At 45.3% G+C, this 13,451-nt stretch carries 8 protein-coding genes; 3 read left to right on the top strand and 5 right to left on the bottom strand.

Going from position 1 to position 13,451, the window contains the following annotated elements; translation table 11 throughout:
* Positions 1-536: 536 nt before the first annotated feature.
* A complete protein-coding gene (locus AHMF7605_RS07860; RefSeq protein ID WP_106928075.1) occupies positions 537-1,406 on the bottom strand; it encodes a DMT family transporter in 870 nt (289 codons plus the stop codon).
* 563 nt (positions 1,407-1,969) lie between these two features.
* Between AHMF7605_RS07860 and AHMF7605_RS07855 the strand changes: the two genes are divergently transcribed.
* A complete protein-coding gene (locus AHMF7605_RS07855) occupies positions 1,970-2,572 on the top strand; it encodes a hypothetical protein (protein ID WP_106928073.1) in 603 nt (200 codons plus the stop codon).
* Between the two features lie 957 nt (positions 2,573-3,529).
* Complete coding sequence (locus AHMF7605_RS07850) at positions 3,530-5,194, top strand: glycoside hydrolase family 32 protein (protein ID WP_106933394.1); 1,665 nt, start codon at positions 3,530-3,532, stop codon at positions 5,192-5,194.
* Between the two features lie 281 nt (positions 5,195-5,475).
* Here AHMF7605_RS07850 and AHMF7605_RS29645 read toward each other — a convergent pair whose 3' ends face one another.
* Complete coding sequence (locus AHMF7605_RS29645; RefSeq protein ID WP_158267472.1) at positions 5,476-5,652, bottom strand: hypothetical protein; 177 nt, start codon at positions 5,650-5,652, stop codon at positions 5,476-5,478.
* 702 nt (positions 5,653-6,354) lie between these two features.
* Here AHMF7605_RS29645 and AHMF7605_RS07845 point away from each other — a divergent pair.
* Positions 6,355-6,789: a DUF2059 domain-containing protein gene (locus AHMF7605_RS07845; RefSeq protein ID WP_106928071.1), complete on the top strand. Its 435-nt coding sequence runs from the start codon at positions 6,355-6,357 to the stop codon at positions 6,787-6,789.
* Positions 6,790-7,293: 504 nt separating this feature from the next.
* Here the strand turns inward: AHMF7605_RS07845 and AHMF7605_RS07840 are convergent.
* The 3 genes from AHMF7605_RS07840 to AHMF7605_RS07830 are packed head-to-tail and all read right to left on the bottom strand — an operon-like array spanning position 7,294 to position 13,401.
* Positions 7,294-8,715, bottom strand: a complete 1,422-nt coding sequence (locus AHMF7605_RS07840) for an arylsulfatase (protein WP_106928069.1) — start codon at positions 8,713-8,715, stop codon at positions 7,294-7,296.
* Between the two features lie 23 nt (positions 8,716-8,738).
* Positions 8,739-10,271, bottom strand: coding sequence for a RagB/SusD family nutrient uptake outer membrane protein (locus AHMF7605_RS07835; RefSeq protein ID WP_106933393.1), 1,533 nt, complete (start codon positions 10,269-10,271; stop codon positions 8,739-8,741).
* A 13-nt stretch (positions 10,272-10,284) separates the two neighbouring features.
* Complete coding sequence (locus tag AHMF7605_RS07830) at positions 10,285-13,401, bottom strand: SusC/RagA family TonB-linked outer membrane protein (RefSeq protein WP_199200210.1); 3,117 nt, start codon at positions 13,399-13,401, stop codon at positions 10,285-10,287.
* Between the last annotated feature and the right edge of the window lie 50 nt (positions 13,402-13,451).

The raw sequence follows: 13,451 nt of genomic DNA, 5'->3' as shown, positions 1-13,451 counted from the left end.
GCTAGGGAGAGTCTGCAAAGGTTCTGGTGCTTGAGCATTCCGAGGCAGGAGGAAAAGGGAACAGCCGTCTCTCCTGTTGTTAGGGGAGGTTCTGAAGGCGGAGGGAGCAAACGAGGTTCGCCGGCCACGAGGCAAACAGGGTACTCATCAAACAAGATAGCACCGTCACCTAGAGACGGGAACCAGCTCCAAAGACAAGCCATTTAGTCTATTTAAATCCTGAATTAGTCATTTGAAAGTTCATACCCAATCGCTTCAAGGAGCGGCCATAACGCAGGATATGAAATCCGGCGGATTTTCAAAACCCGCCGGGTTGGCGCAGTTTTTTACATCAACCTGATGGAAGGTAACTCATACTATTGGGTATCATATTCTGCGGGATAGCAGATTAAAAATGAAGTTTTCTCTTTAAAAACTAAGCAACTAAAAAAAGCTTATATAAGCTAATAGCAACCATTAGGCTTGATGGTTAATGAAAATAGGAAGGATGAGAAAGATAACTTTATCTATTTAAGCGCCGGAACTCTAAATCTATTTTATTTTGTAAACTTTTCGCGTTGAGCCAGATACAAGCCGGCAATAACTAAAGCAGTTCCGGCAAAAGTGTAGGTAGTAATAGGCTCGCCGAGTAAAGTGTAAGAATAAAAAAAGCCAAATATCGGGCACATAAACAACCACAACGAAGCCCGGACCGCATCTTGTTTTATCAGGAAAAACCAAAGTTGCAGCGATACAATTGAAACCGGGCCAATTAACCAGAAAACTGCGCCCCAAAAATCGGCGTTGAAGTGAGCCGTTTGTAAATTAGTGAAGTAAATTGTAAAGGGCAGTAAACAAATACCCCCGAGTAAAACCTGCCAGCCGTTAATCACCAAACTGGATAGTTTCCATTTAACCTGGGCGTAATATACCGTAGCCGCCGATACCGAAATCATGCCGGCAAGTAAAATGAATAAACCTTTGAGTGTGGCGTAACTATTTTGCAGCAAAGGATAAGTAGCCAAAGCTACTCCGGCTAGTCCCAGCAAAATGCCCCAACCTTCCCGTACTCGCAAGGGCCGCCGGAGCCAAACGGCCGAAAGTAACGTGATAAAAAGCGGATTGGTTGCTACACTTAAACTGCCGATGCCGGCCGATACTTCTTTTAATGCCAGAACAAAAGCGCCTAAATAAATAGTAGTATTCAGCAATGAAAAAATAAGTAAATGCTTCCATTCCAGGCCGCGCGGAAGTGTATTTTTACTCCCTTGCAACCCGTAAGCATAACCTAACATTAACCCACCGGCAATAAAAAAACGGATATTAGCTAATAAAAGCGGATGCACCTGCGCGACGCCAACTTTAGTAGCTACCGAGGCCGATGCCCACAACATGGCAAATAATAAACCGAGCACCACATTCCGCATAAGACTAACAATTGTTGGACCGGGCGCAAAGGTATTTATTCCAATGTTAAGAAGGAATGAGTTTGTAACAAAGCTGCTGGTTTCTCTTTACTTACTTGAATGACCTATGAATAAGGGGCGTAATTTTAGCCAACTCTTTCTGGAGCCTTTTTAGGTCTTTAAGCGAAAGTGCGGGGCGGGGGAGCAGTACCCTGTTTTCCGGCACCGGCTAAGAAGCAAACGGGATACTGCTCAAACAAGATTGCGCCTTAGTATGGAGACTAGCACAGTCTCAACGGAGTAAATAAGTAATGCCGCTTTTAATCCAGCAGTATGATGCTAAAACAAAGCATTAAATACCTGATTCATGCTGCCGTATTTTAAAAACACTTTTAATCAATAAAACATTTTCACCGCACCATGCAACCCTTACTAGGTAGTAGTACTCATCTAAATGAGCAGCAAAACCCATTTCGGTAAGGGCGGCAATACCATACTTTTGTTGTTTAACAGGTAACCTCCGAAATCATCCAAAATAATTAAAAATCGCTGCGAAACTAACCAGCAGCGACCCGCAAAAACGTATGAAAAAGATAGCCTTCTTTTTGGTATTCTTCCTGGGAGTGTACGCGGTACAAGCCCAGGACATTATTTTTAAAACTTCCGGCGATCAGCTCCCGGCTAAAGTTACCGAAGTGAAAGAGTCCACTATTTTTTATACCCTCTCCGATTCCGCGCAAGGTCCCGTTTTGTCATTGCCAAAAACCGAGGTGTTTATGATTCAGTACGCTAACGGCACCACCGAATTAATAAAGATAGAAATACCCCTGGATACCTTAGGCTTACCCGTAAAATCGGCGGCGGAATTTTCCCGGGATGGCCGCCGGGATGCCCGCTTGCTGTACAAAGGCAAAGGAGTATTCTGGGGATCGGCCGCAGCGGGCGCTATGTCGTGGTTTACCGGCGGTGCTACTTTAGCCATTCCGGTAGCAATGGCCGTTACCCCGCCCAGCTCCCGCACTTTACGGGTGGCCGATCCGCGACTTGCCCAGAACCGGGATTACATGCAAGGCTACCGCAAACAAGCGCATTGGCGGAAAGTAGGCAAAGCCGCCGCCGGCACCGGCACGGGAATTTTGGCTAGTGCCGCCTTGGTAGTAGCGGTAGTACTAATTGTATTTTTATAATCTCATTTATATTTACTTCCGAAAGAATCAATTCTCCTGCTACTTTTTTAAAGGAAAATGCGGGAGTATTTTTCATAAATCAGCCACCTCTTAGTTGAGAAACAAACAAAACAAACTTTATCAAGGGTGTTTAAAAATCAACCATCGCTCACTCTCCTAAGCTTAGGAGGGAAGCTTTTAACTTATTATTTTTGGACTTACGCCAAATGAACGTCTTTACTTCCTCATCCTCCCTCTACCCCATTCGAAGAAAGACTTTTTGCCTGAACTTGCTGCTTTAGAGGGACAAGAAGTGAAGAGAAAAACAAATAACGTAGCGCTATGGCTCAAGAAAGAAATTAAATAAAGAGATTAAGCTAATAACCGGGAGCTTAGCAAGACTAGCCAGAAGGAATCAGGCTGAAGCGAAGGTTTTGGTTTTTTATTCAGACTAGGCGGACAGGATGCTTGTGAGGCGTTCCGAAAAGAACAACAAGCTTATTGTTTCATTTGTCAGAGCAGGAGATTGTTTTAGATGCTGCCGTGGCCGAGAGCTTTTTCAAAACCTGAAAACAAAAAGCGGGAATAGCCGCCAATCTGAAAATTAAAAGTCGGCCGCTAGTACCATCTTTAAATGTATTTAAAAATAGAATAACCGCGAAAGGTTACATTCTGGTTTGGGCTATCGTACCCCACCACAAAAGGAAGAACTACTAAAGCTATAACTCTACTTTTTTAACCAGTACCGGATAGGGTAAATATTAACTGTAGTCATTTGGTTTTAAAAGGCGTGAGTGGAAGTTGTCTTGAATATTTTCCGGGATTGTGCGGGTTAGGCGCTCATTAATTATCAATAATATTCATTTAGTAGGCTTCTTTTCTGATTACCAGCAATTACGGCTGGTAATTTGGTTTCAGTTTTATAAATTACCTTCTTCTTTTACCGGTACCTTCTTCTCACTATTTACTTGTGGCAAAATGAAATACTGCTTAAAAGTCTCACTCGCTATTTATATTCTGTTTTCCGGTACTACGGCGCTGCGAGCCGCCGATTTTACTTTAAAAATTACCAAGCGGTACTTAAATATTCCGGTGTCGCAGCAAGAAGAACGGGGCACGATGCAATTTACCTTGGGCGGCAAAAAAGAACGTTCTTTTAAAATCAGGTTGGCCAGTAATAAACCAGAATACTGGGTGTTTTGCGACGTAACCGCTTTTAAAGGGAAAACCTTGGCTATTTCGTATTCGGGAAATACGGCCGGGCTAAGTAAAATATACCAGGACGATAAAATTGCCGGGCAAGATTCACTGTACGCCGAAAGCAAAAGGCCTCAATTCCATTTTACCACCCGTCGCGGCTGGATAAACGACCCCAATGGGCTTATATTTCACGAAGGCGAATACCATCTTTTTTACCAGCACAACCCCTACGAACGCGAGTGGGAAAACATGCATTGGGGCCACGCCGTGAGTAAAGATTTGGTGCATTGGCAGGAATTACCCATTGCCTTATACCCTGACCAATTGGGCACTATGTTTTCCGGCTCTACGGTAATTGATTACAACAACACCGCCGGTTTTAACAAAGGAAATACCCCGGCTATGATAGCCGTTTACACCGCCGATAACCCCGACAAGCAAATTCAATGCCTGGCGTATAGCCTGGACAAAGGCCGCACCTGGACGAAATATGCCCAAAATCCCCTCATTGATTCGAAAGCCAAATGGAACAGCAAAGACACCCGCGACCCGCGCGTATTCTGGTATAAACCCGGTAACCACTGGGTACTCGTCCTCAACGAACGCGACGGTCACTCCATTTACACTTCTAAAAACCTGAAAGACTGGAATTTTGAAAGTCATGTTACCGGCTTCTGGGAATGCCCGGATTTATTTGAACTACCCGTAGACGGGAATAAAAACAATACCAAATGGGTCATGCTTGGCGCTTCTAATACCTACATGCTGGGTTCTTTTAACGGAAAAACCTTTACGCCCGAAAGTGGCAAGCATTATTTTAACACCGGTTCTATTTATGCCGCGCAAACCTACACCAACATTCCGGAAACCGACGGCCGCCGCATTCAAATTGGCTGGGGACGCGTACCGCAAACGGGGATGCCTTTTAATAACATGATGCTCTTGCCCACCGAACTAACTTTGCACACCACGAAAGAAGGCGTGCGTATGTTCAGCGTGCCGGTAAAAGAAACCGAACAACTCTTTAAAAAAATACAGCAAGACAATACTCTTGCGGCTGAGGAAGCCAATCAGAAATTACAATCCTTTAGTAAATCTGACCGCTTACGGATTAAAGCCACCTTGCAATTAAGCCATGCCACCAGCGCCGGTTTAAATCTTTTTGGCCAGCGCCTCCTGGATTATGATTTGAATTTCAACAAAGTAAACAATGTCTTCTACTCGCCGGAAGACAGGACGAGCATGGAAATTTCGGCGGATATTTACCTGGATCGTACTTCTATTGAGATATTCATCGACGGCGGCGCGTATTCGTATTCCATGGAGCGGAAGCCGGAATTAAATAACCAGGAGGGCTTTCATATCTGGGGTAATAACATCAAAATTAAAAACCTGGAAGTATATTCCGCCGATTCTATCTGGCAAAATTCTTTGGCTAAATAAGACCAATTGCGAGCAACGCCATTAAGCATTTCGCTAATTTGCTATTCCGCTTTTTTGCTTTTTGCTGGCGTAAGCGTACCGTCATTCCGTTAAGCAAAGAGCCAGCCGTGAAAATTTTCCTGATCAAAGCGGGTATAACGTGAGCGAGGACTTCTTGTCCTGTTCTATAACTTAACGGGAGAGCGAGTTTGTAGCCATGCTAAAAACTAGAGAAGATCTTCCGGGCTCCCCAAATGGTTTTTATCCGGGAAGGGCTGCTTTTTAAAAGGAGTGAACCCGACCTAAGCTGCTAGGGCTAACAGCGTCTGCCGGCGGGCGAGTTTGCCCGGAGTATTCGCCAGCACGGGTCTATTGAGAACTGCCTCCACTAGGTGAAGGATGTAGTCTTCGTCGGGAATAGGAGCCGGACCAGAATAGGTAATGGCGGCCATATTTTCGCTGCTGTGGTACTTTGCCATTAGCGTGTTGGCCAAGGCCGAACGTTCAACTACCTAGATTATGAGATTAGTGAGCAAAAACCTCAACAAAATCATTCAATTACTAGAATAAATCCTCCCTACCTCCGAGGGGATACTTTTCTGCTTCATAATCAACCATCTCTAATCTCTTTTCAGGCATCGAGATTATAAAATGCCCGATCCGGCAAGGTTGGGTAAACGAAACCCACGATGAGGCGGATAAAAGAAAAATTTAATTAAATATAAACCACCGCGGCCAAGTTGCCTTATGTGCCTCATAAGGGCACATTCGCTAGGTACTGCGCCTCGTCAGCGGAAACCTGGACTTTTCCGAAAAAAAGCAACTCCGCCGCATTTAAAAAAACGGAAAGCCCACCACTAGCAGTTTATACCGAATACGAAGAATTGTTTAAATGAATTGGTTAAATAGCAGAAATTTTAGCTGTTCCATAGACTAAAGCTTTTATAGTTCATTAAGTTAATTTATTCAAAATAAAGAACTTTGTTTTTAAATAATTCACTGCGGAAGAGCTTTGGTAGATACTATTTCCCCTTGGTTTTATAATTGGCAAAACATTTGCCTTTCAGCTGGAATGTTCAGTAAACTTCTTTTACACCGGTGAACCCGTTTAAACGTATATCTGTCAACCAAATACAGCAACCATTTTTCCCAAATTAGAATTATAAACCCCCTAGATTAAGATGAAAACAATTTTTACCCTTTTATTTACAATAGTACTTTCATTACCCATTCTGGCACAAGATACTGCTAAAGCTAAGGATATAAGGAAACTTTTAGAATTAACCGGATCTATAAAAGTGGGTATCCAGGCAATGGATGCGGGCATTGAATTACAGAAAAAAACCAATACCACTATTCCGGCAGAATTTTGGGTGGAGTTCAGAAAAGGAATAACGGAAGATGCGTTTGCCCAAATGATTGTGCCGATCTACGACAAGCATTTTACCCACCAAGAAATTACTGAACTAATAGCTTTTTATCAAACTCCTATAGGTCAGAAAACAACGCAGGTATTGCCTATATTAACGCAGGAATCAATGACAGCCGGGCAAGAACTAGGCAAAAGAATTGGGCAGAATGTAGTGGAAAAGTTAAAAGCCGAAGGCAAACTATAAGCATAATTTTTATTTGGTGTGCCTAGCCATTTAGGTATAACAAAGTAATAATCAAATGCGCAAAAGAGGAGTATAAATAAGTTGATAGTAAAAAAGCACCGGGAATAAATTCAAATATTCCCGGTGCTTTTTTTATTCGTGCTTCAACCTGTTACTGGATGAGTTTAACCATAAAGTTTTGACGGTTAATCTTTTTGATAAAAGTTTTTACTTTTAAATGAATATCTGCAGCCATAAGTTTCTTTCAAATCAAAAGCGTGCAGGCTCTGAATCAAATTCAAATGCATCATACTACCGGGAAGATGGTGGTTGTACCGTAGTAGTAAAGTTTACGACCTTGGTCGTTTATTAATAATGTATCTTCTATTACTTGGAGCCTCAAACTCGATAGCACCGCAGGCTTGTAAGATGAAATCTTTCAAAAGTAAAGCCGTAAAAAACTCACCTAAAAACCCTCCAAAAACGGACTTTTTCTTTTTTCCAAAAATAATAAATAGGTAAACTCTATTGCTCTACAGAAGTCCAATCAAAAGTTTTGTTTTCCGATGGGGTTTTGGCTTGCACCATTAAGGCTTTTAACTCCTTTACTTTGGTGGGGTTTTTAGCCGCTAAGTTGCTTTTTTCGCTCAGGTCATTTTGCAGATTGTAGAGTTCCAATAGTTCGGGTTTGCCTTCTTCTTTAAACCGGATTAACTTCCAGTAGCCTTGGGTTACCGCTTCTTTTAACTCGCCTTCTTTAAACTGCCAGTAGAAGTAGTCGTGTTTTTTTACCGGGGTTTTTCCGGCCAAGGCTTCAGCAAAGGAGATGCCGTCGATGTTAGCTGGAGTAGGAGTGGCGGTTAGTTGCCCCACGGTGGGCAGAATATCCCAGAAGGCCCAGGGTTGGTCGCTTACTTTGCCGGCGGGTACGCGGCCGGGTGCGCGCACCAGTAAAGGAACCCGGATACCTCCTTCGTACAAATCGCGTTTTACCCCACGCAACGGGCCGCTGCTGTTAAAGAATACCGGATCGCCGCCACCTTCTTTATGCGGGCCGTTGTCGCTGGTGAAAAAGATGTAGGTGTTGTCGTCCAAACCGAGTTGTTTTACCAGTTCCACTATTTTTCCAACGTCGCCGTCCAGTTTAGAAACCATGGCGGCAAAAGCGGCGCGGGGTTGCGGTTGGCTGTCGTAATTATTCTTTTTCTGGAAAGGTGTTTCGGGACCAAACTTGCTGCTGCCATCCGCCTTCTGGAATTTTTTTAGCAGTTCTTTTGGTACTTTCAATTCGGCATGCGGTAAGGTTAATGGCAGGTACAGGAAAAATGGATCTTCTTTATGATTTTTTAAAAAAGCCAGGGCTTTGTTCACGATTAAATCCTGCGTGTACTGGGTAGTATCTACTTTTACCGTTTGGGTCTTGTTGTCCCGGATTTCCAGTAAGCGGTTAGTATAATAATCGTGGGCGTGCGCCTGGTCTAGGTACCCGTAAAACTCGTTGAAGCCTTTTAGGTGGGGAGCACCCTGGGTTTCTTCGTCGCCTAGTCCCCATTTCCCGAACATACCGGTTACGTAGCCGTTTTGCTGCAACCTTTGCGCCATGGTGGTATCCTGAGCCCGTAAGGCACCGGTACCATCTTTAGCTTTGCTGTTGCCCCGCACGTAGGCGTGGCCCATGTGGTAGCCGGTCATTAAGGCGCAGCGGGAAGGCGCGCACACCGTACTGCCGGAATAAAACCGGGTAAACTTGGTTCCTTCTTTCGCCAGGCGGTCGATGTTGGGCGTGGGAATCGGCGACTTTTGGTTGTAACTGGTTAAGTTCCCATAACCCAGATCATCGGCCACAATAAAAATAATGTTAGGCTTCTTGGATTTCATCGTTTGCGCCTGCGTTTGCCCCGTGAGGAGAATTCCGGCTAGGACTAGTGCTCTTAAGATAAGTTTCATAGAAATAAATTTAAAGAAATAGATTAATTACCGTATCCCGGGTTTTGCTTTAAAGCCGGATTGTTCTGAATAGCAATAGAGGGGATGGGCCAAAGATAATCGCGGGTGGCGTTAAACATCCGGTTATCAATGCGGCCGCCTTTGTTATTAAAAACATCGGTATTTAAAACCTGATCCGCTATTTTCCAGCGGCGAATGTCGTAGTAATACAAACCTTCGGCAGCCAGTTCCACGCGGCGTTCGTGGCGGATTTCGGCCCGCATTTGTACCTGCGTTAAGCCCGCCGGTAAAGCGGGCATTTGTACCCGTTGGCGCACCAGGTTCACCGCTTGCGCTACGGTTAAATTTTTGTCGGTCCCTGATTCCGGACCGAAAGCTTCGTTCTGAGCTTCGGCGTACATCAATAACACATCGGCGTAGCGCAAAATAATAAAATTTAACTCGGAAGTATTACTGGTGGGTACAATGGTCGGCTTTTCGTTGTCTTTAAAGATCGTGTATTTTTTTAAGCCGTAGCCGGTGCTGGGGTATTGAATATCGGTAACGGTGGCGCCTTTAAAGGTAGTGCCCGGAATGATAACGGTAGCTTGTAAACGGGGGTCGCGGTTTTCGTAGGGTTTAGCCGGATTGTAAACAGCCGAGCTGGTGATAGGTAAGCCATCGGTGGCGTAATAATCGGCTACCAAACCCGGTAAAGGCGCCGACCCTAATTGCTGGTCCAAGCTCACGTCTAAGGAATGGGTAAATTCCGGAAACTTGTACTGGGCGTCAAAAATTACTTCGGTGTTGCCTTCGTTTTCGAGGTAAAACAAACCCCGGTAGTTTGGGAAAAGCGAATATACGTTTAAATCAATCACTTTTTTAGCGGCGGTGGCCGCTTCTTCCCAGCGGCTGGCGTACAACAGTATACGGGCTTTGAGCGCGTATACGGCGCCGCGAGTTACGCGGCCTTTATCGGCGCCGGAGTAGGTAAGCGGTAATACATCCCCGGCCGCCGCTTCGTCTAAATCTTTTAAAATCTGGGTCAACACTTCCTCTGCAGAGTTCCGGGGTAAGCTGGCTTGGGTTGCGTAATCCGTGGCTTCGGTGATGAGCGGCGCACCACCGTATAAGTTCCACAACGGAAAGTAAAACAGCGCCCTTAAAAACTTTGCTTCGGCTTTGTACCGATTTTTCAGCGCTTCATCCATGGTTACTTTATCGATATTAGCCAAAAAATTATTGGCCCGGCCGATACCGAGGTAGCTGGTGTTCCAGGTGGTATTAAATATACCGGTAGCCGCATTGTGCAAGCCCCGCGAAATAATGTTTTCGTCGCGGTTGTACTGGTAGGTATTGGGCGTGAGTGCATCCAGATAAACGGTGTTACCCGCCGAGTACAGCGAATTGGAATTTACAATGACGGCATAGGTCGCGTTTAAAGCAGCTTCGGCCTGTTCTTTGGTGTTCCAGTACGTTTCCTGGGTAAACCGGTCGGTGGGCGTTACATCCAGAAACGAGTCCTGGCAACTGCTGAGGCAAAAAAGCGCAAAGGTATAAATAAGGTATTTTTTCATGGACAAGTAAAAATTAAAACGAAACATTTAAACCGGCCGTGAAACTTTTGGCCACCGGATATTCGATTAAGTCAGCCCGGATTAAATTTCTTTCCGGATCGCTGAATTTGAATTTTGTAAAGGTTAAGTAGTTCTGCGCGTTGACAAATACCTTTAATTGGGTAAGGCCGGCTTTGGCGTATAAACTTTTCGGCAAATTGTAGCTCAACTGCACATTCTTTAATCGTAAATACGACGCATCGCGCACCCAGAAACTGGACGTAAGATAATTCTGCGGATAGCCGTTAGAAGTGGTTAAGCGGGGTAATTTAGCCGAGGGGTTTTCCGGCGTCCAGGAGTCCGTGAGCCATTCGCGGGTAACGCCGGCGCCGTTTTTATAAGGCTGGGCCAGGTTGCCGGTCAGGTAGGTGTCCACATCGGCCAATCCCTGAAAAATAGCGCTTAACTCCAAGTCTTTGTAGCCGGCACTTACATTAAAGCCATAAGTGTATTTCGGAATGCTGTTGCCGATTACTACCCGGTCGTTATTGTCGATAACTTTGTTGCCGTCCGTGTCGCGGTATTTTAAATCGCCGGGCTTGGTGCCGGCGTTCTGGAAGGCATGGTTGTTAATTTCTTCCTGCGTCTGAAAGATACCTTCGGCTTCTAGACCAAAGAAAGCATTAATGGGAGAACCTTCTTGCGTAATCGTATTGGGATTATAATAAACCTGATTATTTAAGTTAGTTACCTCATTTTTTAAATACGTAACGTTGGCATCTACACCGTACCGGAATTGCTGAATGGTATTCCGGAAACTAAGGTTCACTTCTATCCCTTGGTTAGCTACCGAGCCAATGTTGCGGAAAGGTCCATCCAGATTGCCGACCTGGGCCGGAACGGCAACCTGGCGTAAAATGTTAGAAGTCTTTTTATCGAACCAATCTATTTCGAAAGTTAAGCGATTATCGAAGAAGCCACCTTCCAGACCAAAGTCCAGCATGGTGGTGGTTTCCCAGGTAATGTTCGGGTCGCTGAGTTGCGTAATAGCGGCCCCGCTCACCAGCGTATTGTTAAAGTTATAGCCCTGGCCCAAGGAAATAGCATCGACGTAGCTAAACAAAGGAATCAACTGATTGCCCAGGCGACCGTACGAGCCGCGCAGTTTTAAATTGCTCACCACGCGGTTATTTTTTAAAAATTCTTCTTCGCTCAAACGCCAGCCTGCCGAGAACGACGGGAAGAATCCCCAGCGGTTACCCGGCGCGAAACGCGAAGAGCCATCGTAGCGGAAGTTGGCTTCGAGTAAATACTTTTCGGCGTAGTTGTAATTAACCCGGCCAAAGTAAGAAAGTAGCTTCGATTGCCCGGAGGTTCCGGTAACCTGCGGTGAGGTACTACCGGCGTTTAATTCCGTTAAATCGTTGCCCAAGTAGCCCTGGTTATAAGCCGAGAAATCACCATTGTTAAACGTTTCCACACTAAAGCCACCGAGTGCCGTTAGCGTGTGCTGGTTAAAAGTTTGCTCCCAGTTTAAGGTGTGGAAATTGGTTAAGTTAATATTGTTCTGGCTAATCTGCCGGATACCACGCAAGGGCGTATTGCCAATCGGGCTAATGACGCCGGTTTTAGGGTTGGTTAAATTAATTTGGGGGTAAGAGTATTTTTCCACCCCGAACAAAATATTGGTAGCTATTGTGGTTTTGTACCGAATGTTAAACGGCAACTGGTATTCCAGAAATAAATTGGCCAGGGTGCGGTATTGATTGTTTTTCCGGAAGCCTTCGTTGGCTAAAGCTACCGGGTTCCGGAAAAAATTATGGCCTGGCACCCGTATCCATTGGTCGGCGTAGGTGCCGTTTTGGGCGTAGGGTGTTTGCATGGGCAAGCCCCGGTAAATCAAACCCATTAAGCCGCCTTCGCCGTTGCCTTCATCGGCGCTGTAAGCACTTTCCTGGTTTACCCAATAATTACCAATTAAGCTGGCGCCAATTTTTACTTTTTTGCTGATGTCCGCGGAAACGTTCGTGTTGAGCGAGTAGCGTTTCCCCGAAGTTTGAATCAGAATACCTTCCTGGTTTAAATAGCCTAACGAAACCGAAAAAGCGGTTTTTTCGCCGCCGCCGGAAAGCCGTAAGTTATGTTCCTGAATAGGAGCCGAGCGGAACATCAGATCAAACCAGTTGGTGTTGGGGTAAATATAAGGATCGGTGCCGGCCCGGTATTCTTCCAGCAAAGCGGGGGTGCTTTCGGCGGGTTTGCCTTCGTTGGCCAGCGCGCGGTTTTTTCCTTCCATGTATTCGAGGGAGTTGGTAACGGCATCCGGAAACTGGGTGGCTTCTTGTTTGCCCCAGTAAAAGTTATAATCCACCCGGAAAGTACCTTTTTGCCCGCTTTTGGTTTTTACCAGAATAACCCCGTTAGCCGCGCGGTTACCGTAAATAGCCGCCGAAGCCGCATCTTTCAACACCGTAATACTTTCAATATCGTTCGGGTTTACGTCGCCCAGCGGAAACTCGACGCCATCTACCAACACCAGCGGGTTGCTGTTATTTAAAGTACCCACGCCCCTAATCCGGATGGTGGCCGCATCCGCGCCGGGCCTGCCTTTGGTTTGGTTCGTGAAAACCCCGGGTAAATTTTGCAGAGCCTGGGTAGAATTGGTAATAGGGCGATTCGCCAGAACTTTTTGGTCTAGGCTGGCGACCGAGCCGGTTACATTTACTTTTTTCTGAGAGCCATAACCCACCACTACCACTTCGTTCAGTTGTTCCTGGTCGGGCAGTAATTTTACAGTTAGCTGACCTTGTGCCTGGGTAGCGGGAATTTCCTGGGTTTTGTACCCGATAAAAGAAAATATCAATACGCTGTTTTCCGGTACGGATAATTCAAAATCGCCGGTGGGCGAAGTGGTGGTTCCCTGCTGGGTTCCTTTAACGCGAACGCTGACGCCCGGCAGTTCTTCTCCTTTATCGCCGGTAACTTTTCCTTTTACATGTTGATCTGGAAAGTTGATGGTGACACTTGTTGCAGATTTAGTTAAAGAAAAAGCCCTTACTTCGGGGCTCATGGCTAAAACCAGAATCGCCAAAGTAGATATTTTTCCCGTTTTTAGAAGAATTGATAGCTTCCAAAAGCTATTTTTTTTCATAAATTTAAAATTTTTTTGTTGATGATGCACGCATGGACAAAGGCGGGATG

The sequence above is a fragment of the Adhaeribacter arboris genome (assembly GCF_003023845.1).
Taxonomy (GTDB): domain Bacteria; phylum Bacteroidota; class Bacteroidia; order Cytophagales; family Hymenobacteraceae; genus Adhaeribacter; species Adhaeribacter arboris.
The sequence above is the reverse complement of the archived record's forward strand: the minus strand, read 5'-3'. Positions and strand labels throughout refer to the sequence as shown.

Bases quoted from the DNA above. Each gene is read 5' to 3' on its own strand.
- AHMF7605_RS07860 (WP_106928075.1), bottom strand. From the start codon at position 1,406: ATGCGGAATGTGGTGCTCGGTTTATTATTTGCCATGTTGTGGGCATCG.
- AHMF7605_RS07855 (WP_106928073.1), top strand. From the start codon at position 1,970: ATGAAAAAGATAGCCTTCTTTTTGGTATTCTTCCTGGGAGTGTACGCG.
- AHMF7605_RS07850 (WP_106933394.1), top strand. From the start codon at position 3,530: ATGAAATACTGCTTAAAAGTCTCACTCGCTATTTATATTCTGTTTTCC.
- AHMF7605_RS29645 (WP_158267472.1), bottom strand. From the start codon at position 5,652: ATGGCAAAGTACCACAGCAGCGAAAATATGGCCGCCATTACCTATTCT.
- AHMF7605_RS07845 (WP_106928071.1), top strand. From the start codon at position 6,355: ATGAAAACAATTTTTACCCTTTTATTTACAATAGTACTTTCATTACCC.
- AHMF7605_RS07840 (WP_106928069.1), bottom strand. From the start codon at position 8,715: ATGAAACTTATCTTAAGAGCACTAGTCCTAGCCGGAATTCTCCTCACG.
- AHMF7605_RS07835 (WP_106933393.1), bottom strand. From the start codon at position 10,271: ATGAAAAAATACCTTATTTATACCTTTGCGCTTTTTTGCCTCAGCAGT.
- AHMF7605_RS07830 (WP_199200210.1), bottom strand. From the start codon at position 13,401: ATGAAAAAAAATAGCTTTTGGAAGCTATCAATTCTTCTAAAAACGGGA.